22 protein-coding genes are annotated in these 25952 nt (G+C 70.4%); 13 read left to right on the forward strand and 9 right to left on the reverse strand.

Annotated features, from left to right (window positions below):
- Window positions 1-23 precede the first annotated feature (23 nt).
- Window positions 24-2129 carry a DNA gyrase/topoisomerase IV subunit B gene (locus AC3ZJJ_RS04550; protein WP_489894068.1) on the forward strand — a complete coding sequence of 702 codons (2106 nt, stop codon included), beginning with the start codon at window positions 24-26 and terminating at the stop codon, window positions 2127-2129.
- A 39-nt stretch (window positions 2130-2168) separates the two neighbouring features.
- On the opposite strand, the gene AC3ZJJ_RS04555 is transcribed toward AC3ZJJ_RS04550, so the two are convergent.
- Window positions 2169-2642, reverse strand: coding sequence for a hypothetical protein (locus AC3ZJJ_RS04555; protein WP_489894069.1), 474 nt, complete (start codon window positions 2640-2642; stop codon window positions 2169-2171).
- A gap of 263 nt (window positions 2643-2905) precedes the next feature.
- Here AC3ZJJ_RS04555 and AC3ZJJ_RS04560 point away from each other — a divergent pair, with 263 nt between their 5' ends.
- Window positions 2906-3181, forward strand: coding sequence for a DUF1540 domain-containing protein (locus AC3ZJJ_RS04560; RefSeq protein ID WP_489894070.1), 276 nt, complete (start codon window positions 2906-2908; stop codon window positions 3179-3181).
- Here the strand turns inward: AC3ZJJ_RS04560 and AC3ZJJ_RS04565 are convergent.
- The 3 genes from AC3ZJJ_RS04565 to AC3ZJJ_RS04575 form a co-directional block, all read right to left on the reverse strand.
- Window positions 3166-4047: a hypothetical protein gene (locus AC3ZJJ_RS04565; protein WP_489894071.1), complete on the reverse strand. Its 882-nt coding sequence runs from the start codon at window positions 4045-4047 to the stop codon at window positions 3166-3168. The two genes, AC3ZJJ_RS04560 and AC3ZJJ_RS04565, sit on opposite strands and share 16 nt — an antisense overlap.
- A 349-nt stretch (window positions 4048-4396) precedes the next feature.
- Window positions 4397-5329 carry a M56 family metallopeptidase gene (locus AC3ZJJ_RS04570; RefSeq protein ID WP_489894072.1) on the reverse strand — a complete coding sequence of 311 codons (933 nt, stop codon included), beginning with the start codon at window positions 5327-5329 and terminating at the stop codon, window positions 4397-4399.
- A 28-nt stretch (window positions 5330-5357) separates the two neighbouring features.
- A complete protein-coding gene (locus AC3ZJJ_RS04575; RefSeq protein ID WP_489894073.1) occupies window positions 5358-5735 on the reverse strand; it encodes a BlaI/MecI/CopY family transcriptional regulator in 378 nt (125 codons plus the stop codon).
- Window positions 5736-5933: 198 nt separating this feature from the next.
- Here AC3ZJJ_RS04575 and AC3ZJJ_RS04580 point away from each other — a divergent pair, with 198 nt between their 5' ends.
- The 3 genes from AC3ZJJ_RS04580 to cydC are packed head-to-tail and all read left to right on the forward strand — an operon-like array spanning window position 5934 to window position 12097.
- The gene (locus AC3ZJJ_RS04580; protein WP_489894074.1) at window positions 5934-7511 is read left to right on the forward strand and encodes a cytochrome ubiquinol oxidase subunit I; all 1578 of its coding nucleotides are present in this window, start codon (window positions 5934-5936) and stop codon (window positions 7509-7511) included.
- 14 nt (window positions 7512-7525) lie between these two features.
- Complete coding sequence (cydB, locus tag AC3ZJJ_RS04585; protein WP_489894075.1) at window positions 7526-8548, forward strand: cytochrome d ubiquinol oxidase subunit II; 1023 nt, start codon at window positions 7526-7528, stop codon at window positions 8546-8548.
- A 6-nt stretch (window positions 8549-8554) separates the two neighbouring features.
- The gene (gene cydC, locus AC3ZJJ_RS04590) at window positions 8555-12097 is read left to right on the forward strand and encodes a thiol reductant ABC exporter subunit CydC (RefSeq protein ID WP_489894076.1); all 3543 of its coding nucleotides are present in this window, start codon (window positions 8555-8557) and stop codon (window positions 12095-12097) included.
- Here the strand turns inward: cydC and AC3ZJJ_RS04595 are convergent.
- A complete protein-coding gene (locus AC3ZJJ_RS04595) occupies window positions 12094-14775 on the reverse strand; it encodes a DNA gyrase/topoisomerase IV subunit A (protein WP_489894077.1) in 2682 nt (893 codons plus the stop codon). The two genes, cydC and AC3ZJJ_RS04595, sit on opposite strands and share 4 nt — an antisense overlap.
- A gap of 121 nt (window positions 14776-14896) precedes the next feature.
- Here AC3ZJJ_RS04595 and AC3ZJJ_RS04600 point away from each other — a divergent pair, with 121 nt between their 5' ends.
- From AC3ZJJ_RS04600 to AC3ZJJ_RS04610, 3 genes are read left to right on the forward strand one after another with little or no spacing between them, the layout of a single operon-like run.
- Window positions 14897-17689 carry a bifunctional acetate--CoA ligase family protein/GNAT family N-acetyltransferase gene (locus tag AC3ZJJ_RS04600; protein WP_489894078.1) on the forward strand — a complete coding sequence of 931 codons (2793 nt, stop codon included), beginning with the start codon at window positions 14897-14899 and terminating at the stop codon, window positions 17687-17689.
- 22 nt (window positions 17690-17711) lie between these two features.
- Window positions 17712-18380, forward strand: coding sequence for a DUF5998 family protein (locus AC3ZJJ_RS04605; protein ID WP_489894079.1), 669 nt, complete (start codon window positions 17712-17714; stop codon window positions 18378-18380).
- Window positions 18381-18406: 26 nt separating this feature from the next.
- Window positions 18407-19561 (forward strand): alkaline phosphatase family protein, encoded by a 1155-nt coding sequence (locus AC3ZJJ_RS04610; RefSeq protein ID WP_489894080.1) that lies wholly within the window; start codon window positions 18407-18409, stop codon window positions 19559-19561.
- Between the two features lie 3 nt (window positions 19562-19564).
- On the opposite strand, the gene sepH is transcribed toward AC3ZJJ_RS04610, so the two are convergent.
- Window positions 19565-20728 carry a septation protein SepH gene (gene sepH, locus AC3ZJJ_RS04615; protein WP_489894081.1) on the reverse strand — a complete coding sequence of 388 codons (1164 nt, stop codon included), beginning with the start codon at window positions 20726-20728 and terminating at the stop codon, window positions 19565-19567.
- Between the two features lie 365 nt (window positions 20729-21093).
- On the opposite strand from sepH, the gene AC3ZJJ_RS04620 reads away from it, so the two are divergent.
- Window positions 21094-21393 carry a DUF4193 domain-containing protein gene (locus tag AC3ZJJ_RS04620; protein WP_489894082.1) on the forward strand — a complete coding sequence of 100 codons (300 nt, stop codon included), beginning with the start codon at window positions 21094-21096 and terminating at the stop codon, window positions 21391-21393.
- 90 nt (window positions 21394-21483) lie between these two features.
- Here the strand turns inward: AC3ZJJ_RS04620 and AC3ZJJ_RS04625 are convergent, their stop codons facing one another.
- Window positions 21484-21954, reverse strand: coding sequence for a DUF3093 domain-containing protein (locus tag AC3ZJJ_RS04625; RefSeq protein ID WP_489894083.1), 471 nt, complete (start codon window positions 21952-21954; stop codon window positions 21484-21486).
- A 111-nt stretch (window positions 21955-22065) separates the two neighbouring features.
- Between AC3ZJJ_RS04625 and dut the strand changes: the two genes are divergently transcribed.
- The 4 genes from dut to AC3ZJJ_RS04645 all read left to right on the forward strand — a co-directional run bounded on the left by dut (window position 22066) and on the right by AC3ZJJ_RS04645 (window position 24440).
- Window positions 22066-22563, forward strand: a complete 498-nt coding sequence (gene dut / locus AC3ZJJ_RS04630; RefSeq protein WP_489894084.1) for a dUTP diphosphatase — start codon at window positions 22066-22068, stop codon at window positions 22561-22563.
- A 104-nt stretch (window positions 22564-22667) separates the two neighbouring features.
- Entirely contained in the window at window positions 22668-23411 is a 744-nt protein-coding gene (locus AC3ZJJ_RS04635; protein ID WP_489894085.1) for a DUF3710 domain-containing protein, read from the forward strand.
- Window positions 23404-23757 (forward strand): single stranded DNA-binding domain-containing protein, encoded by a 354-nt coding sequence (locus tag AC3ZJJ_RS04640; RefSeq protein ID WP_489894086.1) that lies wholly within the window; start codon window positions 23404-23406, stop codon window positions 23755-23757. Before AC3ZJJ_RS04635 ends, AC3ZJJ_RS04640 begins: the two co-directional genes overlap by 8 nt.
- Window positions 23754-24440 carry a DUF3159 domain-containing protein gene (locus tag AC3ZJJ_RS04645; protein WP_489894087.1) on the forward strand — a complete coding sequence of 229 codons (687 nt, stop codon included), beginning with the start codon at window positions 23754-23756 and terminating at the stop codon, window positions 24438-24440. Before AC3ZJJ_RS04640 ends, AC3ZJJ_RS04645 begins: the two co-directional genes overlap by 4 nt.
- On the opposite strand, the gene AC3ZJJ_RS04650 is transcribed toward AC3ZJJ_RS04645, so the two are convergent.
- Together AC3ZJJ_RS04650 and AC3ZJJ_RS04655 are read right to left on the reverse strand one after the other, a co-directional pair.
- Entirely contained in the window at window positions 24437-25123 is a 687-nt protein-coding gene (locus AC3ZJJ_RS04650) for a potassium channel family protein (RefSeq protein ID WP_489894088.1), read from the reverse strand. The two genes, AC3ZJJ_RS04645 and AC3ZJJ_RS04650, sit on opposite strands and share 4 nt — an antisense overlap.
- A complete protein-coding gene (locus AC3ZJJ_RS04655) occupies window positions 25120-25818 on the reverse strand; it encodes a potassium channel family protein (RefSeq protein ID WP_489894089.1) in 699 nt (232 codons plus the stop codon). Before AC3ZJJ_RS04655 ends, AC3ZJJ_RS04650 begins: the two co-directional genes overlap by 4 nt.
- Window positions 25819-25952: the final 134 nt, after the last annotated feature.

A 25952-nucleotide genomic window follows, 5' to 3' on the forward strand; every position in this document is an offset into this window, starting at 1 on the left:
TTGAAGGCAAGGAGCGCACACGCGTGGCACCGAGTTCTGAGTACAACGCCCGGCATCTCTCGGTGCTCGAGGGCCTCGAGGCCGTGCGTAAGCGCCCCGGCATGTACATCGGCTCGACGGACTCGCGCGGCCTGATGCACTGCCTTTGGGAGATCATCGACAACTCCGTGGACGAGGCCCTCGCGGGCCACGGACAGAGCATCAAGGTGATTCTGCACGCCGACGGCTCCGTCGAGATCCACGATGACGGTCGGGGCATCCCGGTCGACGCGGAGCCCAAGACCGGACTTTCCGGAGTCGAGGTGGTCTTCACGAAGCTGCATGCGGGCGGCAAGTTCGGCGGTGGCTCCTACACCGCGTCGGGCGGCCTGCACGGCGTCGGCGCGAGCGTGGTCAACGCGCTGTCCACCCGCCTCGACGTCGAGGTGGACCGCGGCGGCAAGACCTACCGGATGCAGTTCCGCCGCGGCGAGCCGGGCCGTTTCGCGGATTCCGGCAAGGCGAAGCCGGACGCGCAGTTCACGCCGTTCGTCGAGGACTCGGTGCTGGACGTCGTCGGCAAGGCCAAGCGTGGCGTCACCGGCACCCGGATCCGCTACTGGGCGGACCGGCAGATCTTCACGAAGGACGCAAAGTTCTCCTACGAGGAGCTCCAGGCCCGCGCGCGGCAGACGTCGTTCCTGGTCCCCGGCCTCAAGATCGACGTGCGCGACGAGCGCAGGCTCGCCGGGACTCCCGGCGAAGCCGGCCCCGTGGAGGAGGTCTTCCACCATGACGGCGGCATCTCGGAGTTCGTCGACTATCTCGCGAACGACCCCGCCGTCACGGACATTTGGCGCATCCAGGGCTCCGGGACGTTCAAGGAGTCCGTCCCCGTGTTCGACGCCGACGGCCGCAGCCACATCACCGACGTCGAGCGGGTCTGCGAGGTGGACATCGCCGTCCGCTGGGGAATCGGCTACGAGACCTCGCTGCGCAGCTTCGTCAACATCATCGCCACCCCAAAGGGCGGCACACACCAGTCGGGCTTCGAACAGGCGCTCCTGAAGACCTTCCGCAAGTCCGTCGAGGCGAACTCGCGCAAGCTGAAGGCCGGCAACGACAAGATCGAGAAGGACGACGTGATGGCCGGCATGACGGCCGTGTTGACCGTCCGCCTGGCCGAACCGCAGTTCGAGGGCCAGACGAAGGAAATTCTCGGGACGTCCGCCGTACGGCAGATCGTCACCCGCGTCGTTGAGAAGGAACTCGGCGCGCGGCTGTCCTCGTCGGCCCGCGCCGACAAGGCACAGTCGGCGCAGCTCCTGGAAAAGATCGTCAGCGAGATGAAGTCGCGCATCTCCGCCCGCGTGCACAAGGAGACCCAGCGCCGCAAGAGCGCGCTGGAGACCTCCTCGTTGCCCACGAAGCTCGCGGACTGCCGTAGCGACGACGTCGAGCGCTCCGAACTCTTCATCGTGGAGGGCGACAGCGCGCTCGGAACGGCGAAGCTGGCCCGCTCGTCCGACTTCCAGGCGCTGCTGCCGATCCGCGGCAAGATCCTCAACGTCCAGAAGGCCTCCGTTGGGGACATGCTTTCCAACGCGGAGTGTGCCGCGCTCATCCAGGTGGTCGGCGCGGGGTCGGGCCGCAGCTTCGACCTTTCGGCCGCCCGGTACGGCAAGGTGGTCCTGATGACGGACGCCGACGTCGACGGCGCGCACATCCGGACGCTGCTGCTGACGCTGTTCTTCCGCTATATGCGGCCCATGGTGGAGAACGGCAGGGTGTTTGCCGCCGTGCCTCCGCTGCACCGCGTGGAGGTCGTCAACCACGGCGCCAAGGAGAACGAGATGGTCTACACCTACTCGGACGCGGAGCTGCGCCGGGTGCTGAAGGACCTGGAAACGGCGGGCAAGAAGTACAAGGAGCCCATCCAGCGCTACAAGGGCCTTGGCGAGATGGATGCCGGACAGCTGGCCGAGACAACCATGGATCCGCGCCACCGGACGCTGCGGAGGGTCAACATCGCGGACGCGGAGCGCGCCGAGCAGGTGTTCGATCTCTTGATGGGAAGCGACGTGGCCCCGCGCAAGGAGTTCATCGTCTCGGGGGCCGAGCGGCTCGACAGGGAGCAGATCGACGCCTGATGCGCGGGCGACGGGCGCGCATCGCCGTGCTGGCGTGGCCTAGGCGACCAGAGAGAATCCCAGCCAGGCCAGGATGCCAAAGGCCGCGCCCCAGACCACGATCGAGATGATCTGCCACAGGATCACGACATTCTTCGGTGCGCCGAAGGACACCATGGCGGCCGACGTGATCTGGCTGGGCAGGACGGTCTGACCCAGGAGGCTGACGCCGGCGACGCCGTACTTGTCGAAGAGGTTCCTCAGCCTGCGGCGCCGCGGGGTGGGTTCGACCGGCGCCCTGCCGCCGACCATCCGCGAACGGACGCGGTGCGCGCCCAGCACGAAGAGCAGCATGGAGCAGACGTTGCCGACGACAGCGGCGAGGATGGCGACCACGGGGTTCATTCCGGACAGTACGCCGAGGACCGATCCGAAGTAGGACTCCACGAACGGAATCGCCGAGACGAGGGCAACTCCCGCCCACTGCAGGAGCGGGGGCAACGATATGGTGAATTCCTGCAGGGTGTCGAGCATGGGTGCTTCCTCTTTTCCTGCCGGGCCCTCGCGGCGGTCGGCGTGGTTCCCGGTGCGTGCTGGCGGTGGGCCGGGATGCGGAGCGACGGATGTAGCGAGAAACACCGAAACCCGGGCCATTTTTCGAGCCTAGCCAATCGGGCGGCCGCGGGGTGCGACGAAAGGATGATCTTGCCGGAGGTTGCGCACGTCACAAAGAGGCATATTCTTGCTCTAACGCCCGGGCACGAGCGCTTGGGCCCGGACCGACAAGGCTGAGCACCATGACCACTGCAGTGCGCACCTGCGCGACCACCGCCTGTTCCTTCAACAACAACCACGATTGCAACGCCCTTGCCATCACGATCAGCGGCGCCGAGTCCCAAGCCTCCTGCGGAACCTTCGTGCAGCTGGACGCCCGCCGGCCGATCACGGCCGAGGCAGGCAACGTGGGCGCTTGCCATCGCCTCGAGTGCTCCTACAACTCCGACCTACTGTGCACCGCCGAGGGCATCGAGGTCACCGACACCGCCACCTGCGCCACCTACACTGTCGCTTGACCTGCCCCGCGCAGATCGGCTGCCCCTGAGCCGACACCGCGCCGCGAGGGCAGCGCATCGAGCACTTGCTGCCAGACGGCGACGCCGTCCTGCCCCGGCAGGGCATGGGACGGCAACTGCAGCGGCACCTGTACAACCCAAGCCCGATCTTCGCTGAAGCGGGCCAGCGTCACGCAGTGCCGGTCCACGTCCACACAATGCGCCTGATCGACGGCGAGGTTCTCCGCGTCGGGAAGGTCGAGGCGCTCCGCCCAGCCGGGAAGCCGGCCATCCATCACCGCATCGGCGATCTCGGCCAGGGTTGCAGTGGTCGTGGCCAGGACGGCGCCATTCAGGGCGTCCGTCGCTGGCGCCGCGGTGGCCGCCTCGGAAATGGTGGCCAAGTCATGAACGGTAACGCCGGAGCAGTCGTGTAGCAGGAGCCGTTGGGTCGCGACCACGCCCACCCGCACCCGAGGCCCCAGGTCGTCGACCAGATCCGCCAGGTGCCCCCGCAGGCCCAGCCCGGCCACCTCCTCCGCGTCCCGGCACCAGCGCAGAGTGCCCAGGAGGTGCAGGGAGGCCAGGCGCAGGGCCAGGGCGTGGTCGGAGGAGTCCTTGAGAATGTCCATGCGCACGTCGATGTGGTCTGCAGTGTGGAACGCGCCGAGCGAATGGAAGAGGTTGGGGATGTCGGCGACGACCAGCTGTCCGTTGCCGGAGACGCCGTGGACCGCGGAGGAGAGAGTCTCACCGACCCGATAAGCCGTGAGCTCTACGGCGCCCTCACCCGCCAGCATCCGACGCGTCAGCGAACGGGCGTGGCTGGCACGCAGATTGGTGTCGAGCGACGAGGGCGCGGGGGCCGTGTGAGGCATTGAGCTCATCAGAATCCTTCCAAGACGGTCGACGTCTAGTAAGGCACACCTAAATCCATTAAGTAAAACTTGTTGTCCGCATATGACGGCCTAGATGCGTCCGCCCGTCACGTGCGGGCTGCGGTCCGAGAAGGATCCATCCCTGATCCGGCTGGACACCAGCACCAATGGTTTTCGTACGCCCACGACCGGTTGCCAAGAGACCGGCGCCCGGGCAGGCTCTCCCAGGGGGACGCCAACGGTGGCCGTATCCGCGGGAGGATCCCCGATCCGGCGGTCGGAATGGGTGCCTACCGTTGGTGGCAACCGGCGGACTGGGGCGCGCGCGTTTCCGAGACGGGGTGGACTCCGCCGGCCCCTAACCGAGCAGCCCAGGGGCCACCAGTAGCGTGGTGGGCAGAAGCACCAACAGCGCGGCAACGGCCAGCACTCCCGCGCGGCCCGCCACCGGTAGCGGCCCCGCCGGGGAGAGAAGCCTCTTGAGCCGCATGGAGGACAACTCCTCGCCCGGCAGTCCCGACTCCGTCCCGGGCGCGGAGGCGGCGCCCGAGGCGACGGCAACCAGTGAGCGCAGCAGCGTGTCCGCGGAGACCTGGCGCAGGGCCGTGTCGTCCGCCAGCATCTCGATGAGTTCCTGCACGGCCCGCCGCGCCAGGCGCGAGGTGGGCAGCCACGGCAGCGCGTGGTGCCACGATTCGAAGGCCAGCACCAGCAGGTCGTGCCGTTGGTCCAGGTGGGCCCGCTCGTGGGCGATCACGGCCCGCAATCCCTGCTCGTCGAGGGTGTCCAGCAGGCCGCGTGACAGGACCGTCAGGGAACCGCCGAATCCGGGGAGGCAATAGGCCACCGGCGCGCCGTGCGCCAGGACCACCGTGCCCGGCTCCGTGGGCGAGGGGTCGCTGAGCAGCGCCAACAGCCTCCTGTGCTTGTGCCTCTGCCGGGTGACCCGGTAGGTGGATAGCAGCAGGGTAAAGACCAGATGGGAGCCCAACAGCAGCGCGGTGCTCAACGCAAAAACGTGGACGGGTTCCAGCGCCGGGGCGAGCGGTCCGCCGGTCAGGACCGTCCACAGGCCGCCGAGGGCGGTGATCAGGTTGTCGCCGAGGGGCTCCAGGCCCCACACGAGCATTGCTCCGATCATCGAGAGGCCGCCGGCCAATGCGATCGCCTGCCACAGGATCAGCGCGGTGAACGGCGAGCGCGCCGTCCAGGGCACCCGCGAGAGAACCAGGGGTGCGGGCCACGCCAGAACGATCGCGAGGCCCGCGAGGAGGTAGGAGGCGATCAGCACGTGCGCCGCATTGAATTGTGCCCGTGCGCTAGGCGGTCTGGTTCTCGTTGAGGATACGGCGAAGGGCCGCGGCCTCCTCCACCGAGATGCCTCCGATGAAGCGGGTCAGCACGGCCTCGCGGTCCATAACCGTGCCGAGCGCCTCGTTCATGAGCTCTACCGTGTGCTCCTCGCGGCTTGTCACCGCGCGGTAGCGGTGCGGTCGCGTGTCGCGCTCGCGGGTGACGAGGTGCTTCTTTTCCAGCCGTGCGAGGACCGTGAGGACGGTCGTCACGGCGAGTTCCTTGCCGTCGACGTCGCCGGTGGACAGCGCGAGCAGGTCGCGAAGGTCGTTGGCCGTGCGGGCCTCGACGCTGTCCCACAGCAGGTCCATTACTGCGCGTTCTAGTTCGCCAAGAGTGGCCAATGCGGTTCCTTAGAGTGATGCCGATCGTGTGGAGAAGTTGCTCGCCTGCGCGGACGGCGGCGGCGCAAGTGTCTCCAAGAGCTAATTTACACCGAATTCTGCCATAGTTCTACATCCGGTAGAAGATAAGTTATTCTACGAACTGTAGAAGTTGTGGAGGAGTGGGCGCAACGGCCGCCCCGGCTGGAAGGAACGCCCATGGATCCGCTCGAAATAGCCCGATGGCAATTCGGCATCACCACCGTGTACCACTTCCTGATGGTGCCTTTGACGATCGGACTGGGAATGCTCGTCGCCGTCCTGCAGACCGCATGGCACCGTACCGGCAAGCCCGAGTACCTGCGCATGACCAAGTTCTGGGGCAAGCTCTTCCTGATCAACTTCATCATGGGCGTTGCCACCGGGATTGTTCAGGAATTCCAGTTCGGCATGGCCTGGAGCGAGTACAGCCGCTTCGTCGGGGACGTCTTCGGCGCCCCGCTCGCGATGGAGGCCCTGTTGGCGTTCTTCGTTGAATCGACCTTCCTGGGCCTGTGGATCTTCGGCTGGGACCGCCTGCCCAAGGCCATTCACCTGGCCTGCATCTGGGCGGCCTCCCTGGCCACGATCCTCTCCGCCTACTTCATCCTGGTCGCAAACTCGTGGATGCAGCACCCCGTCGGCGTTGAACTCGTGGACGGCCGGGCCGTGATGACCGACGCCTGGGCGGTGTTCACCAACAACACCGCGCTCGTGACCTTCCCGCACACGATCTTCGGTGCGTTCTCCGTGGCCGGAGGCTTCCTGCTGGGCATCTCCTGGTACCACCTCTACCGGCGCCGCGCCACCGGCATCGACACCGTCGGCGCCGACGGGCGCGTCGTCGTCGGCGAGAACCCGGCGCAGGGGGCCGCCCGAGACCGGACCGACCACTCCGTGTGGATCAAGTCGCTGCGCCTGGGCGCCGTCGTCGCCATGGTCTCCTTCGCCGGCGTCGCGCTGACCGGACACACGCAGGCCCAGCTCATGTTCGAGCAGCAGCCGATGAAGATGGCGGCCGCCGAGGCGGCCTGCCACGACGGCACGGGGTTCTCGGTCTTGGCCGTCGGCAACCTGGGCGGATCCGGGCAGACAACGTGCGACGACGTCGTGGGCGTCTATGAGATCCCGGGCCTGCTGTCCTTCCTCGCGAACAACGACTTCACGACCGAGGTCAAGGGAGTCAACACCCTGTTGCCGGAGTACCAGGAGAAGTACGGCACCCATCTGCCCAACGACCCCCTGTACGGCGAGCGCGCCGGACAAGAGATCAACTACCTGCCGCTGATGGAGGTCACCTACTGGGGCTTCCGCCTGATGATCACCTTCGGCGGGCTGGCCGCGTTTGCCGCCCTGGTCGCGCTGTGGATCACGCGCAAGGGAACGGTCCCGGACAACAAGTGGATCTCCCGGCTAGCCGTCCTGGGCATTCTCGCGCCCTTCGCGGCCAACTCCGCCGGCTGGATCTTCACTGAAATGGGACGCCAACCCTTCGTCGTCGTCCCGAACCCCTCGTTCGAGGGCATCGACCAGATCTTTATGTACACGGCCGCGGCGGTTTCGCCTGGCGTCTCTGCGGGCGAACTGCTGTTCTCGCTGGTGGCGCTGGGCGCGGTCTACGGCGTCCTGCTCGTCGTCGAGGTCCGGCTGCTGGTGCGGTACGTGCGCGGCGGCGTGCCTTCCGCCATGCCCGAACTCGTCGACCGCGGCGACGGGGCCACCAACGACGACGGCGACGTGCTCGCCTTCGCCTACTAGAGCAAGGAACGGCCATGGAATTTCTGCCCACCCTCTGGTTCATCCTGATTGCGGTCCTCTGGATCGGCTACCTCTTCCTCGAGGGATTCGACCTCGGCGTCGGCATGCTGGTGAAGCTGTTCGCGCGCAACGAGACGCAGCGCCGCGTCCTCCTCAACACGGTCGGCCCCGTCTGGGACGGGAACGAGGTATGGCTGCTGACGGCCGGGGGCGCGACGTTTGCCGCCTTCCCCTACTGGTACGCCTCGCTGTTCTCGGCGCTCTACCTCCCCCTGGTGATGGTCCTGCTGGCCCTGATCTTCCGTGCCGTCGCGTTCGAGTACCGCGGGAAGGCGCACCGGGAGTCCACGCGCAACGCGTGGGACTGGGCCATGTCGCTTGGCTCGTTCGTGGCCGCCTTCGGCATCGGGGCCATGCTCGCCCTCACCACCACGGGGCTCCCGCTCAACGCCAACGGGGACCGCGTGGGCGGCGCCTTCTCGTGGTTCAGCGGCTACGCCGTCCTGGGCGGAGCCGCCGTGGTGCTGTTCTGCCTGGCGCACGCACTCGCGTTTGTGGGCCTGAAGACGGAGGGCGAGCTGCGGCACCGTGCGGGCCGCGCCCTGTCCCGGTGGCTGCCCCTGGCGCTCCTTCCACTCGCGGCGTGGGCCGTGGCGGTGGTGGCGGTCGGCGGAAAGGCATGGACCTGGCTGGCCGTGGGCGCCGCGGCCGCGGCCGTCGCCGGCGCGTGGCGGGCCGCGCGGACCGGGCGCGAGGGATGGACCTTCGTCCTTTCCGGAGTGTTTCTCGTCGCCGGCGCGGCCGCGATCTTTGGCGCGGCCTACCCGAACGTCCTCCCGTCGACCCTTGGCGCAGAGTTCAACCTGACCGTGGAGAACGCGTCGTCGTCGCCGTACACGCTGCGGCTCATGACGTTCGTCGCGGCATGTGGCGTGCCCCTTGTCCTGGCCTATCAGGGCTGGACGTACTGGGTGTTCCGCCGCCGGCTGTCGGAGACCCACATCCCCGAGCCCCACCCCGTCTCCCCGATTGTCTAGGCGGCCATGAAACTCGAACTCCCCGCCGGAACCGGCGGCCGACGGACCCTGGCCCTGCTCGCCGGACTGGCGGGGCTGAAGGCCGCGGGCATGATCCTGCTGGCGGGCGCACTGGCCACGGGCATCGCCACCTTGGCCGGCGGCGGGACCCCGGACGTCCGGCGGCTGCTCTGGGAGGGGTGCGCCGGGGTCCTACTGCGCGCCGCCGCGGTCTGGGCGACCGAACTGGCCGCGCAGCGCGCGGGGCTCGGCGCCAAGGAATCGCTGCGCGCGCGGCTGGTCGACTCCGCCCTGCGCCGGCCGGGAGCCGCCGGGCGGGACGCCGACGCGGCCGACGGCCCGTCCGACGCGCCCCGGGGCCACGGTGCGGTCTCCGCATTGGCCAGCCGGGGCCTTGACGGACTGGATTCCTACTACACGCGATACCTGCCGGCGCTGGTCGCCGCCGCCGTCGTTCCGGTCGCCGTGCTGATCCGCCTCCTGTTCGCCGACTGGGTGAGCGCGCTCATCGTGGCGCTGACACTGCCGCTCGTCCCGGTCTTTATGATCCTCATCGGCCTCCACACGCAGGACCGGGTCGCGCTCGCCGCGCGGGGCCTCGACCGCCTCGCCAACCAGCTGATGGAATTGGCCCAAGGACTACCGGCCCTCATCGGCCTGCGGCGGGGACGCGCCCATGGCGAGGCGCTGGGCCGCGTGTCCGAGGCCCACCGCAAGACCACCATGGGTACCCTCCGCACGGCCTTCGTCTCCGGGATGGCGCTGGAACTCATTGCCACGCTGTCCGTGGCGCTGGTGGCCGTCTTCATCGGCCTGCGCCTGGTGCACGGCACCATGGCGCTGGAGGTGGGTCTCTTCGCGCTGATGCTCTCCCCCGAGTGTTACCTGCCCCTGCGCGCCCTCGGCGCCGCCTTCCACTCGTCCGAGGACGGTCTCGAGGCCCTGCGCCGCGCGCGCGCACTGATGGCAGACGGGGCTCCCACCGGCGCGGCGGACTCCCCGGCTGGCTTCGGCCAAGGCCCCGGCCCCGCAGTCCTGCGGGTGGAAGATCTGGACGTCCACTATCCCGGCCGCGCGATCCCGGCCGTCTCCGGCTTCTCGCTGGACCTCGCCCCGGGCCGGGCCCATGTCCTCGACGGGCCGAGCGGCTCCGGCAAGACCAGTATCCTGGGGGCCGTAGGGGGACGGCTGGGCGGCACGGACGACGGCGCCGCGCCCCGGGTCTCCGGGCGGATCGACGTCGATCGGGACGCGGTCGCTTGGGTGCCCCAGCACCCGGAGTTCACCGAAGACACGGTGGAGGCGGAGTTGCTCCTGCACGCGTCCGATTCGGTGGAAGCGTCGGACCTCGAGGCGGTGCTGCTGGCCGTCAACGCGGCGCCGCTGCTCCGCCGCCGGCTGGTGGACTGCAGCCCCGGCGAGCTGCGCCGGGTCGCCGTGGCCCGGGCGCTCGTCCGCGTCCGGACCGACGCGGCCGTGCGGCTGGTCCTGGCCGACGAGCCGACGGCGCACCTGGACCCGCTCAGCGCCGACGCCGTGCGCGGCGCCCTCGCGGGCCTGCGGGGCCGGGCCGCGCTCCTTGTCGCCAGCCACGACGTCCGCCTGGCCGCCATGCTCCGCGGCCACGGCCGGGAAGCCGCCGCGGAGCCGGACGAGAACGCGGCGTCGGGCGCGGGCGTTCCCGATCGGACGGCGGCCACCGGGGCGTCGGCGAAGCCCGCCGCGGTGCCGGACGACGCGGAGATTTCGACCCGTCCAATGGCGGCCCCCGGCGCCGCGGCAGGGCACCGGGGCCGGGACCTGCCCATCCGGAGCGGCCGGAGGCACTGGGCCCTGCTCCGCACCCTTCCGTGGGGACGGGGCGGGATGGCCCGAGGGCTGCTGTTCGCGGTTCTCGCGTCCCTGGCCGCGATCGGGCTGACGGGCGTGTCCGGATGGCTGATAGTGAACGCCAGCCACATGCCGCCCGTCCTGCACCTTATGGTGGCGATCGTCGGCGTGCGCACTTTCGGGATCGGCAGGGCCGTGCTCCGGTACGCCGAGCGGCTGGCCGTGCACAACGCCGTCCTGCGCTGGGCAGGAATCCTGCGGACACGCGTGTGGGAGGCGCTGTCCACGCGGCCGGAAAACTGGGGCCGGATCACCCGGACCGGGGCCGCGCTGGGCCATCTGGTCGCCGAGGTCGACGAGGTGCGCGACGCGGTCCCGCGCGTCCTGGTCCCGCCGGTGGCCGGGATTCTGACCTGGGCGGCGGTGTCCGTGGGAATCGGCGTGTGGGCGCCCGACGGTCTGCCCGCGGCCCTGGCGCTGGGAGGGGCCGCCTTTGTGCTGCTGCCTCTTGTCGTCCTCGCCGTCGAGCGCTCGTCCTCTGTGGCCGTGGTGCGCCACCGGCTGTGGCTAAGCGAGCGCATCCCCACCCTGCTGGCCGCGGCCTCCGACCTCGCGGGGAACGGCGCGGCCGGGCGGGCCGCGGACCGCTTCGCGGACGAGGATGCCCTTGCGGCCTCCGCCGTTCGCCGCGCCGCCTGGGGGAGCGGCGCGGGACAGGCCGGGGCCGTACTGCTGGCCGGCCTGGGCTCGCTGACCGCCGTGGCCGCGGTGGCCGCAGGCGGCGGCACCGGCGAGGCGGCCGCCGTTGCGGGCCTGCTGTTGCTGGCGCTGGCCGAGCCAGTGGCGGAAACGGCGTCGTCGGTCCAGGGAATTCCCGCGCTCGACGACGGCCTGCGCCGCATCAACGCCAGCCTCGGCCACGAGGAAGCAGGTAGCGGGGTCGGTCACGGTGCCGGGGCCGTCCCCGCCCTGCCCCCGGCGCGGGCCACGGGGGCGGGGGTGCCGGCCGGGCCGGTGGCGCTTCGCCTCGACAACGTCCATCTCGGATGGGGAAGCGGGGCGACCGTGGTTCAGGGCGTCTCGGCGGAGATCGTCCCGGGGGAGTGGCTGGCCGTCACGGGACCCTCGGGAAGCGGGAAGTCCACGGCGCTGGCCTCACTGCTCGGCGCCCTCGCGCCCAGGTCCGGCCGACTCGACGCGCGGACGGGCGGATCCCCGTGGCACCCGGCGGGACCCGAAGACTTCGCGCGCGTCGCCTGGTGCCCGCAGGAGGCCCACCTCTTCGACGCGACGGTGCGCAACAACCTCTGCCTGGGCCGCGAGGCCAACGACCTTCCGGCGGACGCGGAGTTGCGCGGCTTGCTGGCGCGGGTTGGACTCGGGGCATGGCTGGACGGGGCCGTCGACGGGCTGGACACGCGGATCGGTTCCGGGGGCCACCGGCTCTCCGGGGGCCAGCGCCAGCGCCTCGCCGTGGCGCGGGCGTTGGTGGCCCGGGCCGACGTCGTGCTGCTCGACGAGCCCACCGCCCACCTCGGCGCGGACGAGTCCCTGGCGCTGATCGCCGACCTGCGGGCGGCCCTGGCCGGCCAGGCCGTTGTTGTCGTCACGCACGACGCACGGCTGGAGCCCTTCGCCGACTCCGTGCTGCGGCTCGGCGGGGGCATGCGAAGGCGCGCCACCCCGGCGGACGGCCTGGCCGCGGCGGCGCGGGGCTAGTCGACCTCGAGGACGCCCGAGCCGCCGAACGGCAGGGAGTCCTCCTCCGGGGCCGCCAGCGGCGCCCGCCGGGAGGGTTCCCCGGGAAGCCCGGCGGGCAACGCGGCCCCCGATTCCGTCCGATCGGCCCCCGAACCGCCGGCCCCGGTGGAGGCGGAGGCGTTCGGTTCCGCCGCCGCGCCGGAGGCGCCGGCGTCCATCCCGTTCAGCGTCCCCCCGAGGGCGTCGACCTGCTGGGCCAGCGGCACGCCCGATCCGTCGCGCCGTCCGTGTTCGGTGGGCAGCGCCCGTGCGACGCCCGCGGCCGAGGCGGCCTTGGCGGGACCGTGCCCGGCCCACGCCAGGGACAGGGAGTCCTCGCCCTTGAGGAAACGGTGCGCGCGCACCCCGCCGGTGGCGCGCCCCTTGGCCGGGTACTCCTCGAGCGGGGTGACCTTGACGGTCCCGGATCCCGTGCCCGGGAGCGTCCCGCCGCCCGTCGCGATGGTCACCACCACCGCGGCGGGATCAGCGGATCCAGCCACCCCGAAGAAGACCACGGAGTCGCCGGCGCCCAGCTTGATGCCGGCCATGCCGCCCGCGGTCCGCCCCTGCGGGCGGACCGATGCTGCGGGGAAGCGCAAGAGCTGTGCCTGGGCGCTGATGAAGACCAGGTCGTCGCCGGCGGCCGGGACGCCGGCGCCGACCACGCGGTCCTTGGGCTTGAGCGCGATCGCCTCCCATTCGTCGCGGTTCAGCGGGTAGTCCGGGGTCACGCGCTTGACGATGCCCTGTTCCGTTCCCACCGCGAAGACCGCGTCGAGCGGCACCACGGCCACGACCGACTCGTTGCGGTCCAACTGGACAAATTCGGTGACGGGCACGCCGCCGGTCAGCTGCGGGAACGACGACGTCGCCGGCAGCACCGGCATGTCCACCACCTGCAGCCGGAGCATGCGGCCCGCCGAGGTGACGGCGCCCAACTCGCCCCTGGCCGTGGCCTGGACGCGCGAGGACAGGACGTCGTGCTTTGCGCGGGGTCCGGCGTCGGAAAGCTCCGCGCGGTCGGACGTGCGGGCCAGCTGGCCGGACTTGGACAGCAGCACCCAGCACGGGTCGTCGGCGACCTCGAGGGAGAGCGGCGCCTTGGCGCCCTTGCCCTCCGGGACCGGCATCACCGTACCCTTCAGCGGGGTGGCGCCCTCGGCCTTCAGCAGCACGGTCCGCCGCGGGGTGGTGAAGCGCTCGGCCACCTCGGCCAGCTCCGTGGAGACCACCTCCCGCAGGAGGGCGTCCGAGGCCAAGATCGCCTCCAGGCTCTCGATCTCGCGCTTGAGCTCGTCCTGCTCCTTCTCGAGCTCGAGCCGGGAGTACTTGGTCAGCTGACGCAGCCGGAGCTCGAGGATGTGGTTGGCCTGGATTTCCGAAAGGTCGTAGACGGCCATCAGGCGCTGTCTCGCGGATGCGGTCTCCTCCGAGGTGCGGATGATCTGGATGACCTCGTCGATGTCGACGATGGCCACCAGCAGCCCCTCCACCAGGTGCAGCCGGTCCTTCTTCCTGCCCAGACGGAAAGACGTGCGGCGCTTGACGACGTCGAGGCGGTGCCCCACGTAGACCTGGAGCAGCTCGAGCAGCCCCAGCGTGCGCGGCTGCCCCTCCACGAGTGCGACGTTGTTGATGCCGAAGGAGTCCTCCATCGGCGTCAGCTTGTACAGCTGCTGGAGTACCGCGTTGGGGTTGAAGCCGTTCTTCAGCTCGATCACCAGGCGCAGACCGTGGGTGCGGTCCGTCAGGTCGATGACGTCCGCGACGCCGAGGAGCTTTTTGGCGGTGACGGCGTCCTTGATCTTCTCGATGACCTTCTCCGGGCCCACCATGTAGGGCAGCTCGGTGACCACGAGCCCGCTGCGCCGCGCGCTGATCTGCTCCAGCTCCACCTTGGCGCGGGTCTTGAAGGAACCCCGCCCGGTGGCGTAGGCGTCCTTGATCCCGTCCAGGCCGACGATCCGTCCGCCGTTGGGAAGGTCCGGCCCGGGTACGAACCTCATGACGTCCTCGAGCGTCGCGTCCGGGTGGTCGACCAGGTGCCGCGCGGCCGCGACGACCTCGCCGAGGTTGTGCGGCGCCATGTTGGTCGCCATGCCCACGGCGATGCCGGTGGTGCCGTTGACCAGAAGGTTCGGGAACGCCGCCGGGAGCACCTCTGGCTGCAGGAGCTGGTTGTCGTAGTTCGGAATGAAGTCCACGACGTCCTCGTCGAGGAAGTCGGTCATCGCCACGGCGGGCGACGCCATGCGTGCCTCCGTGTACCGGGGGGCCGCGGGGCCGTCGTCGAGCGAGCCGAAGTTGCCGTGCCCGTCGATGAGCGGCAGGCGCAGCGAGAAGTTCTGCGCCATCCGGACCATGGCGTCGTAGATAGCGGTGTCGCCGTGGGGGTGCAGCTTGCCCATCACTTCGCCCACCACGCGGGCGCTCTTGACGTGTCCGCGGTCGGGGCGCAGGCCCATGTCCGTCATCATGTACAGGATGCGCCGCTGGACGGGCTTGAGTCCGTCGCGCGCGTCCGGCAGGGCGCGCGAGTAGATCACCGAGTACGCGTACTCCAGGAAGGAACCCTCCATTTCGGAGGTCACATCGATGTCCACGATGTTCTCGATGAAATCGTCCGGGAGTGCGGGTGTCGTCCGACGGGCCATGTTGTGTCCGGGTCCTCTTTTCCTTCTCGTCCTCCAGCCGGCGGCTGGACGGCCCCGGCGGGGACATGCCCGGCCCTCGGCCGGATGCCTGTCCCGGCACACGAGGCCGTAGGCTAAGCCTATGGTGGAGCAGCGAGAAATCGGGGAATATCCGGCCCATTGGGAAGCCGATGTCGTCCTGCGGGACGGTTCGACCGCACATCTGAGGCCCATCGCCCCCTCCGACGCCGACGCGCTCCAACGGCTCCACACGAGCCAGTCCGAGGCGTCGGTCTACCTGCGCTTCTTCACCTACAAGTCCAAGCTCACGCCACGCGAGCTCCAGCGGTTCACCGAGGTGGACCACCGCGACAGAGTGGCCATGGTCGTGGTCCGCGGCGGCGACATCATCGGCGTCGGCCGCTACGACCGGCTCGACGATCCGCAGGAGGCCGAGGTCGCCTTCAACATCGCCGACGCCTCGCAGGGCAAGGGGGTCGGCTCCATCCTGTTGGAGCACCTGGCGGCCGCGGCCCGCGAACACGGGATCGAGCGCTTCAGCGCCGAGGTCCTGCCGGAGAACCGCAAGATGCTGACCGTTTTCGCGGAGGCCGGCTACGAGGTCAAGCGGAGGTTCGACGACGGCGTGGTCATGCTGGAATTCCCCATCGACCCAACCGACAAGTCGCGCGCCGTGATGGAGTCGCGGGAGCACCGGGCCGAGGCGCGCAGCCTTGCGGACCTGCTGGCCCCGACCTCCGTGGCCGTCATCGGGGCGAGCCGCGAGTGGGGCTCGGTCGGCTACACGCTCCTGGAGAACATCATCGAGGGCGGCTACACCGGGGCCGTGTACGGCATCAACCGGGAGGCCCTGGAGCTTGCCGGCATGGTGTCCTACGGATCGTTGGCCGAGGTGCCCGGGCACGTGGACCTGGCCGTGGTCGCCGTCCCACAACAGGAACTGGAGGGCGTCGTCGCGGATTGCGCCGCCAACGGAGTCAAGGGCCTCCTGGTGGTCACCGGCCGCTTTCCCGACGACGCCGGCGACGGACTGCGCCGGCAGCGCGAGCTGGTGTACCTGGCGCGCAGCAACGGCATGAGGCTGATCGGTCCCGCGTCCCTGGGGATCGTCAACACCGACCCGGGGGTGAGCCTCAACGCCTCGATGGCCCCGGGCATGCCCGTCCGCGGTTCCCTCGGCCTGTTCAGCCAGTCGGCCGCCATCGGGGTCCTCCTGTACGCGGCGACCAGCCGACGGGGCGTCGGCGTCTCCAGCATCGTCTCGGCCGGCAACCGGGCCGACGTCTCCGGGAACGATGCCATGCAGTTCTGGGAGGACGACCCCCGGACCTCGGCGGTGGGCCTCTACCTGGAAAGCTTCGGCAACCCGCGCAAGTTCTCCCGCATCGCCCGCCGGCTCTCCCGGCGGAAACCGGTGATCGTGGCCAAGTCCGACGTGATGGGCCTGCGGCTCCCGCCCGGCCACGCCGTCCGCACAACGCAGGCGCCGCTCGGCGCGGTTGACGCCATGCTGCGCCAGTCCGGCGTCATCAGGGTCGGGACCAACGAGGAGCTGATGGACGTGGCGCAGATCGTCGCCAGCCAGCCCCTGCCCGGCGGGGACGGCATCGCCGTCGTCGCCAACTCCGACGCCCTGGCGCGGGTGGTCGCCGACAGCGCGATCCAACACGGGCTCACAGTCTCCGTGCAGGAGGACACGCTGCAGCTCGACGACGGCGAGTCCGCCGCGCTGCCCCGACTCCGGGCCGCGGTGCTCAAGGCGCTCGCCGACCCCGGCACACACGCGGCCGTGGTGGCCCTGCTCCCGTCCAGGGCCCTGAGTGTGGACGCCGCGGCGCAGGCCCTGCAGGACTGCTCGGTGGAGGCGGAAAAACCCGTGATCGCCGCGTTCACGGGCAACATGGACCTCTCGGTGGCGACCGACGGACTGCTGGCGGTCGGCCCGGACCGTCACGCTGCCCCACCGGCCCCGGACAGGGCCGGCACCGGGAATGCCTCCGGGGGAGGCGCGGATGCGACGGCGGACATCGCCGCGGACGCCAGCGCGCTGCAATCGGGGCTGCCCAGCTTCTCCAGCCCGGGCCAGGCCGTCTCCGCGCTGGCCTCCGTGGTCCGGTACGCCCAGTGGCGGCAGCGTGACTTCGGCGAGCCTCTGGAGATCGAGGGGATCGACCGCGACCGCGCCGAGCGGCTCGTCGAATCGCACCTTGCCCGCGTTGGCGGCACCGACCTGCTGCGCCTCGGCAACCCGGAGGCGACGGAGCTCCTGGGGTGCTACGGAATCGAGGTCCTGGAGTCCGTGGCGTTCGAGGACGAGGAGGAGGCCGTGGAGGCGGCCGCCCGGCTGGGATGGCCGGTGGCGCTGAAGGCGACCGACGAGCACATGCGCCACCGTCTGGACCTCGGCGGCGTTCGCCTGAACATCTTCGACGCGGACTCGCTCCGCGGCAACATCCGCCACATGCGCGAGATGCTGCGGCCCTTCGGCACGGAGGGCCTGGAACTCCAGTCGATGGCCCCGTCCGGGCAGGGGTGTCTTGTCAGGGCCCTCGAGGACCCGCTGCTGGGCCCGCTGCTGTCCTTCGGGATGGCCGGGGACGCGGTCAACCTGCTCGACGACTGGGCGCACGCCATCCCGCCGCTGACCAACACGGACCTCTCCGAACTCGTTCGCTCGCCTCGGGCGTCGCAGAAGCTGTTCGGCTACCAGGGCCTGCCCGCCGTGGACGTGCGCAGCCTCGAGGACCTGCTCAACCGGGTCGCCACGCTGAAGGACGACCACCCGGCGGTGGCGCTGCTGGAGTTCAACCCCGTGCTTGTTTCGGCGCGGGGCGTGACCGTGCTGTCGGCGGACGTCCGGGTCGGCAACCTGGAACAGCGGACGGACAGCGCCCGCAGGGCCATGTCCCGCTGACCGGCGACGGTAGACTGGCACCATGATCTCCCGAACCTCGGCCGCCGGCCGCGACCTGCAAAGCGCTCTGGAACGGGCGGGGTTCTACCCCCGGCTGGTGGCCGACGTCGTCGAGGACGCGCTCGACGGCATGGAGCCGGTGGCACACCTGATCCACCTCGAGACCCACATCGAACACAACGAGGTCCACCGCCACGTCACCGTGCTGGTGCTGACGGACGAGGTCATGGTGGTGGTCCACGTCGACGACCAGCAGCTCGACGAACGCGGCGACAAGGTGATGGCACAGGTCTCCACCGAGACGGTGGCCGTCCCAAAGATCGGCTCCGTGGTGGTCAGCTACGTCTACCAGCAACCGCAGGACTACCGCTCCAGCGACTCCGTGCGCGAACTGACGCTGGGCATCGCCTGGTCCGGCGGCCAGCGGCTGGACCTGACGCCCGCGGGGTGCGAGGACCCGCAGTGCGAGGTCGACCACGGCTACACCGGCACCATGCAGGAAGAGGACCTGATCCTTCGGATCAGCGCCGAGGCGGACGGGAAGCAGGCCGTGGAGGACGCGCGGAAGTTCGCCCGTGTGCTGCGCAAGCTCAACACCGCGGCCGCCCTCGGGCCCCGCCCGCAGCCGCCGGTCGAAAACCGGCCCGGATGGGTCGCCGGCCGGCTGGTCCGCGGGCACCACCAGGCCTGATGGGTTTGCCCCCGACCAACGGGCCCGTGCCGTCCCAACCCCTTCCCGCCGCGCCGCGCTACGGCTCGGCGAGCCTGGCGGAGCTGCTGCCGAGCGCGGCGGCCGTCCTCGGCGTCCCGGGCTACACCAACGTGCTGGGCCTCCCCGCCGCGCGGCGCGTCTGCATCGTGATGGCGGACGGGCTGGGCAAGGCGCTGCTGGCGTCCCGCGGCGGCCACGCCCCGTTCCTGCGGCAGAAGCTGAAGAAGGCCGCAACGCTCGACTCCGCGTTCCCGACGACCACGGCCGCGTCGCTGGCCAGCCTCGGCACGGGCTTGCCGCCCGGCCGCCATGGGATCGTCGGCTACGACGTCGTGGACCCGGCGCGGCGGCGCACCGTCAACATGCTCGGCGGATGGCCGGAGGACCTCGATCCGCGCTCGTGGCAGCCGCACCGCACGGTCCTCGAGACCGCCGCCGAACACGTCCACGTCTCCACCGTCAGCCTGCCGCAGTTCGCCGACAGCTCGCTGACGGCCGCCGCGCTGCGCGGCGGAGCGTTCGCGCCCGCGCGCACCGCGCAGGCCCGCGTCCGCGAGGCCTCGGAGATCCTGGCGAGCCACGAGCGGGTCCTGATGTACTGCTACTGGAACGAGCTGGACAAGGCGGGTCACCGCTACGGCAGCGCCTCGCCGCAGTGGGGCGAGCAGTTGGAGGAACTGGACGCCGCGATGCGGACACTGGCCGGCAGGCTACCGCCGGGGACCCTGCTCCTGCTCACCGCGGACCACGGAATGGTGGATGTTCCCGAGTCGCAGCGCATCGACTACTCGCTTGTCCCGGGTCTCCTCGACGGCGTCGAGCTGACCGCGGGGGAGCCGCGCGCGGTGCAGTTGCACGTGGATCCCGCGGCGCCGCCAGCGGTTCGCGACCGGCTGGTCGCCAACTGGAAGGTCGCCTTCGGCAGCAAGGCCTGGGTGCTGACGCGCGACGAGGCCGTGTCCCATGGCCTGTTCGGAGAAGTGGACGACGCCGTGCGGCACCGCATCGGCGACGTCCTGGTGCTGCCGGCGCAGCCCATGGCGTTCTTCGACGGCCGGCGGGTGGACCCGAAAGCCTTCGAGATGGTGGGCCAGCACGGCTCGATGACGCGCGCCGAGCGAGAGGTCCCGCTGCTGACCCTTGCCCTGCCGGAGGGCTAGGCCCTAGTCGTTCTTGCGGCCGAAGACGATCTCGTCCCAGCTGGGGACCGAGGATCGCTTCTGCTTGGTCCTGCGGGGCTGGGAATCGTCGTCCTCTTCGGGCTTGTCTGCATCTTCGCCGCCCGCTTCGTCGTCTTTCTTGAAGTTCAGCGACCGCAGCCCGGGAACCACGGTGAACTCGCTGGTCTGGGTGCTGACGCCGTCGTGGAGGTGCGAGATGTTGTCGTCCCGGGGGGCCGCCTCTTCCGGAACCATGCCCAGGCGCCGCGCCTCGGACTCGTCGAAGAATTCCTCGTCGCGCGGATGGGCGGCCGGGATCGAGCCCTTCGTCAGCATCTCCGCCAGCGCGTCGTCGCCCTGCTCGTCCGTTCCAAGCCGCTGGCCGCGGCGGGCGCGCAGGATGTCCAGAAAGTCGTCGCGTTCGCGATCCGTCGCCGGCGCCGTCTCCGCTTCGGCGGACACCTGGGCGGCGTCGCCGTCGGTCTCGAAGTCGAAGGGGCGGTCCGCGACGGCCGTCAGCCGGCGGCCGGCCACGGGGGAGTCCATCGGCTCCAGCTCGCTGAGCACCTGTGCCCAGCGGTTGGCGTTGACCAGCGACTTGCGCACGGGGTGGAAGATCCACTTGGCCGGCGGCGGCTCTCCAATGTTGGAGCGCTGGTTCGCGGAGGAGATGTCGAAGCGCGCCTCCACCTCCCAGGTGCCGTCCTGGCGCCGCCACGCGTCCCACTCGAGCGTGGCCGCGTCGACGCCGAAGTTGTTCAGGCGAACGTCCACCATTTCGCCGAGGCTGGCCGGCTCGTCGCCGAACGCGGACCTGTAGCCGTCGTTGCCCTGCGGGCCGGAGACCTCCACGCTGCGCGCCTGGCGGGCCACGTAGTCGCGCTCGGCGCGGACCGGGCCCTCGTAGCGAAGCACGTTGGCCAGCGGCACGCCGAACTGCTCCGCGACGTCCTCGGCCGTGGCGCCGGACCGGATGCGCGCCTGGATCTCGCGAGGGGACAGGGTTGCCGCCTGCTCCGCCTGCGCCGCGCTGGGCCGCCCGATGGGCCGTGCCGTCGCCGCGCGCAGGGCCTCGTCGATCCGGAGCGTAAAGCCCGAACCGTCGTCACTGCCCAACAGCAGGTGCTCGCCATCCTCGTGGACACCCACCAGCCTGAGTTGCCGCATAAAAACCCTCCGCAAAACCGTCACGTTCTCTGTGGGCACTCTGCCAGCGAGACCGTTGTTTTCCTACGATATGCCCCGGTGCGGCGAGGATCGGTAGGCGGGCCCCGAAGCGGCCGTGTCGCGGCCCCTGCGTGAGCGATACCACAGAATTGGATTTTTTGTCGCCCATAGTGAACAATCTGTGCGTCACGGGCACAAAACGGCCCGCCGCGGCGTTGTATGTCGCGGAACCGGGAAGTCCGGGCGCCCACGGCGCGATGTCCCTTCCGGAACCACGCACAGTCCGACGACCGCCCAACGACGCAACAGGGGTGGGGCCTGTGCGGACCACACAGCAGCTATGACCGGAGCGTGATTGAGAGACTATGGCGACCGACTACGATGCGCCGCGCAAGAACGAGGAAGAGCTCGGGGAGGAATCCCTCGAGGAGCTGAAGGGCCGGCGCACAGACAAGCAGTCGGCGGTGGTTGACGAGGACGAGGCGGAGACGGCGGACAGCTACGAACTGCCGGGAGCCGACCTGTCCGGCGAGGAGCTTCTGGTGCGGGTGCTGCCCGCACAGGCCGACGAGTTCACCTGCGCCTCCTGTTTCCTGGTGCGCCACCGCTCGCAGGTGGCCAAGGAAAAGAATGGGCTTTTGTACTGCAGGGACTGCGAAGGCTAGAGCGAACTCCGCCACGGGGCGGGGAGGAACGTACGAAGGCGGCGGCGCACCCGGGAGGGGACGCCGCCGTTGATGTTTCCCGGCCTGGGCCTAGGAGCCGGTCCCGCCAAGGGCGGCGACCAGTTCCTCGGGCTTGCGGGTTGCGGTCAGCCAGTACGGCGTGGTGTCCCGCTCGTCGGTGACCTCGACGCGGACCACGGGATCGATCCACCCCCGCAGGCACATGAACGCGGTGGCGTTGAGGCCGCGGCCGCGCTGGAAGGTGGCGTCCTCGCCCCGGAACCCCTGGACCTCGCCGATGAACTCTCGTTCGATCGTCGCCCGGCCCACACTGAACGAGTCGTCGGTGACAACGATGGCGGGCGTGGAAACAATGAAGAGGACGACCAGGGCCAGCACCACCAGAATGGCGGCCGTGAACCCGGCGGGAATGCTGACCGGGGCCAGGGCGACAAAGCCCGCGCCGCCGGTGCCGACGACCAGAAGCCAGATCCACCAGGCCGGCCAGAGCTTCTCGCGGAACAGAACGGTGGGGGCGTTGGGCGCAGAGGATTCAGGCATGCCAACCAGCTTATTCTGCTTTCCGATGCCTCCCGCCCGCCGCGGGGCGCCGGCGCCGCGTTGGGGGTCCGTGCCAAGGCCGCTAGAGTAAACTCGACCACCCACCGACCCATGGAGACCGCGGCGATCATGCCCGAGCAGTCGAACACCACCCTGGACGTCCAGCTCAAGATGTTGGATCCATCACTTCAGCCGCCGTCCTACGCCCACCCGGGCGACGCCGGGGCCGACCTCCGCGCCCGCGTGGACGTGACGCTGGAGCCGGGTGAGCGCCGCCTGGTACCCACCGGCGTCTCCATCGCGCTTCCCTTCGGCTACGTGGGCCTGATCCACCCCAGGTCCGGGCTGGCCACCAAGCACGGGCTGACGGTGGTCAACGCGCCGGGCACCGTGGACGCCGGCTACCGCGGGGAGATTGCCGTCACCCTCCTGAACACGGACAGGGACAACGCGGTGGTCCTCGCCCGCGGCGACCGGATCGCGCAGCTGGTCATACAACGGGTTGAGACGGCCAACTTCGTACCTGTGCGGGAACTGCCCGATTCCGTGCGCGGGGCGGGCGGCTTCGGCTCGACCGGCGGCTTCGCCACCGCTGCGCCCGCCCAGTAGCCCGGAACCCGGGCGCCAAGCGGTGCGCCTGCCCGCCCCGACCGTCTGCCCGCCCCGACCGTCTGCCCGCCCCGACCGTCTGCCCGCCCCGACAAGGAGCAACCATGATCTTCAAACGCAAGAAGAACGCCGAAGCGGCGCAGGACGCCACCGCGCCCGGGACCACGGACCCGCAGGACGCCGCCGCCGGCGTCGTCCCCCAGGCGGACGAGCACGTCGACGGGCCTTTCGACGCCGACGACTTCCCGGACCGCGAGGGATACATCGACCTCGGCGCGCTGCTGATCGAACCCGTCGAGGGAATGCAGCTGCGGCTCGAGGTCGAGGACCGCACCCAGCGCGTGGTGGCCGTGGCCCTCGAGCTCGACGGGTCCCGTCTCCAGCTCCAGGTGTTCGCCGCCCCCAAGACCGAGGCGGTGTGGCCCGGGATCGCCGAGCAGATCGCCGCCGGCATCGTCGAGCAGGGCGGCAGGACCGACCGCGTCCAGGGGCGCTTCGGCGAGGAGCTCGTGGCGCGCGTCCCCTCGAAGGGCCCCGACGGGACCGAGGGGTACATGGTTGCCCGCTTCATCGGCATCGACGGGCCGCGCTGGTTTGTGCGCGGCGTGTTGGGTGGCCCCGCGACGCTGGACCGCGCCGCCGCGGAGCGCTTGGAGGACCGCATCGCGCGCCTCATCGTGGTGCGGGGGGACAAGCCCATGCCTCCGGCCGAGCTGCTGCCGTTGACCATGCCGGCCGGCGCGGTCGCCAGGCCGGACCAGGACCCCGCCCCGCAGGTGGAACTCCAGCGCCCGCCCACCGGTCCCAACGGCCCGGAGCGCGGTCCGGAAATCACAGCCATTGGCTGACAACGCGACCCCCGCCGCGCGCTGCCCCAGCCTCGCGCAGCTGCCCGGGCGCGGCCGGGTGAGGGCCGCCGGATTTGTGGAGCACGTCCGCATCCTGCCCGCCGACCAGTCGCCCAGCTTCTCGGCCAGCGTGGTCGACGCCCCGGCCCCGCCGGGCGGAAGGCGCAAGCCCGCACCGCGCGTCCAATTGGTCTGGAACGGCCAACGCCGGGTACCCGGGGTGGACGCGGGGACGCGCCTGCGCTTCGAGGGGATGATCGCAGCGGTCGATGGGATCCCCACGATCTTCAATCCCCGCTACGAGATCCTGCCCACCAGCGAAGACGATGTGGAGCCCACGCCATGAGCCAGCACGATCCGCAGCAAGGCCCCCGCGACGAGTTCGCCCGCCGGATGGCCGACGGCTCGGGCATCCACCGCGGCGAAAACGGGCAGGTCGATGTCCTGAGGACCGTGGGGGGCGTCAGGGGCCTGCTCGAAAGCCTCCTGCCCGGCATCGTCTTCCTCGTGGTGTTCACGACCACGCAGGCGCTGAATCCCGCGCTCATCGCTTCGCTGGCCGTGGCCGTGGTGTTCACGGTGGTGCGGCTGGCCCAACGGACGCCGCTGACGCAGGCCGTCGCCGGACTCGTCGGCGTGGTGGTCTGCGCGCTGGTGTCCCGCACCACGGGGGAGGCCAAGGACTACTACGTCCCCGGCTTCTACACGAACCTCGCCTACGGCGGCGCGCTGGTGGTCTCCATCCTGGTGAAGTGGCCCGTCTTCGGCCTCGTTTTCGGCTTCATCCGGGGCGAGGGCACCGAGTGGCGGGCCGACGGGAAGCGGCGGCGCGCCTACGCGCTGGCCACTTGGGTCCTCGTGGCCGTGTTCGCGGCCCGGCTGGCGGTGCAGGTGCCCCTGTACTTCGCGGACAATGTGCCGGCGCTCGGAGCTGCGCGGCTGGCCATGGGCATCCCGCTCTATGCAATGGGGTTGTGGCTCGCCTGGTCGCTCTCGCGCCCGGCGGCCGACACAACGACGTCGGCCTAGGTCCCGGACGGGGCCCGGTCGGCGTTCTCCGGGCGCAACACCGCGCGGAGCTGGTCCTCGGCGGCGATGGTGGTGACGAAGAACAGCTCGTCGCCGCTTTCGATCACGTCGTCGGGGCTGGGGGTAATCGGCGCGTCGTCGCGCAGGATCGCCACCACGGTCGAGTCCTCCGGCCAGTCGATGCGCCCCAGCGTGGAGCCGATCAGCGCGGAGTCGTGGGGGACCGTGAACTCGACCATCGACGTCACGCCGGTCTGCAGGGTGAGCAGGCGGACGAGGTCGCCGATCTCGACGGCCTCCTCCACCAGGGCGGTCATCAGGCGCGGCGTGTTGACCGCGACGTCGACTCCCCAGGCGTCGTCGAACATCCAGTCGTTCTTCGGGTTGTTCACGCGGCCGACCGTCCGGCCCACGCCGAACTCGCTCTTCGCGAGCAGCGACACCACGAGGTTGACCTTGTCGTCGCCCGTCGCCGAGACCACCACGTCGACGTCCTCGAGGCCGGCCTCCTTGAGCGTGCTGAGCTCGCACGCGTCCCCGAACAGCCAGCGGGCGCCGCGAAGCCCGCTGCGGCCCACCACCTCGGGCTTCTCGTCGATGAGGAGCACGTCGTGCCCGTGGGCCAGCAGTTCGCGGGCAATGGAGGAACCGACGCTGCCGGCCCCGACGATGACGACCTTCACAGCTCCGGCTCCGATGGCTCTTGGTCCGCCGACGTTTTGGGCGGCTTGGACAGGATTCGGTCGATGTCCGCGGTGGCGTCGACCGACATGATGGCGTGAAGGACGTCGCCCTTCTGGAGGCGGGCGTCCCGCGCGGGAATCATCCCCTCCCCGAAGCGGGTGAGGTAGGCGACCCGGACTCCGGTGGTGTCCTCGATCTCATGGAGGCTTCGCCCGTACCAGCCGTCGTGGAGGGACACCTCGCCCAGGATCAGGCGCCCGGAGGCCTCGCGGAAGTCGCCGTTGATGCCCTGCTCGGGAAGGATGCGCCGCAGCACCTGGTCGGCGCTCCACCGCACCGCGGCGACCGTGGGAATGCCCAGGCGCTGGTAGATCTCCGCGCGCCCGGGGTCGTAGATCCGCGCCACGACGTTGGGCACGTGGTAGGTCTCCCGCGCGACGCGCGTCGCCAGAATGTTCGAGTTGTCGCCGCTGGAGACGGCGGCGAAGGCGTAGGCCTCGGCGATGCCCGCCCGCTCGAGCGTTTCCCGGTCGAATCCGACGCCGGTGACCCGGCGGCCGGAGAAGCCGCGCCGCAGGCGGCGAAAGGCCCGCTCGTCCTGGTCGATGATGGCCACCGTGTGGCCGGCGTCGTCCAACGTGTGCGCCAGGGTCATGCCCACGCGACCACAACCCATGATGACGAAGTGCGCCACGAACCGCTCCCGAACTCTCTCTCGCCTGGGGGCGGCCGGATGCGCCGCGCCCCTCTGATTCCCAGCCCAAGTCTTGCACGATTCGTCCCTCCCGGCGCCGGTCCGCGGCGCCGCCGTATGACAGGGCGGCGCGC

This window comes from Arthrobacter sp. AOP29-A2-19 (assembly GCF_058138025.1).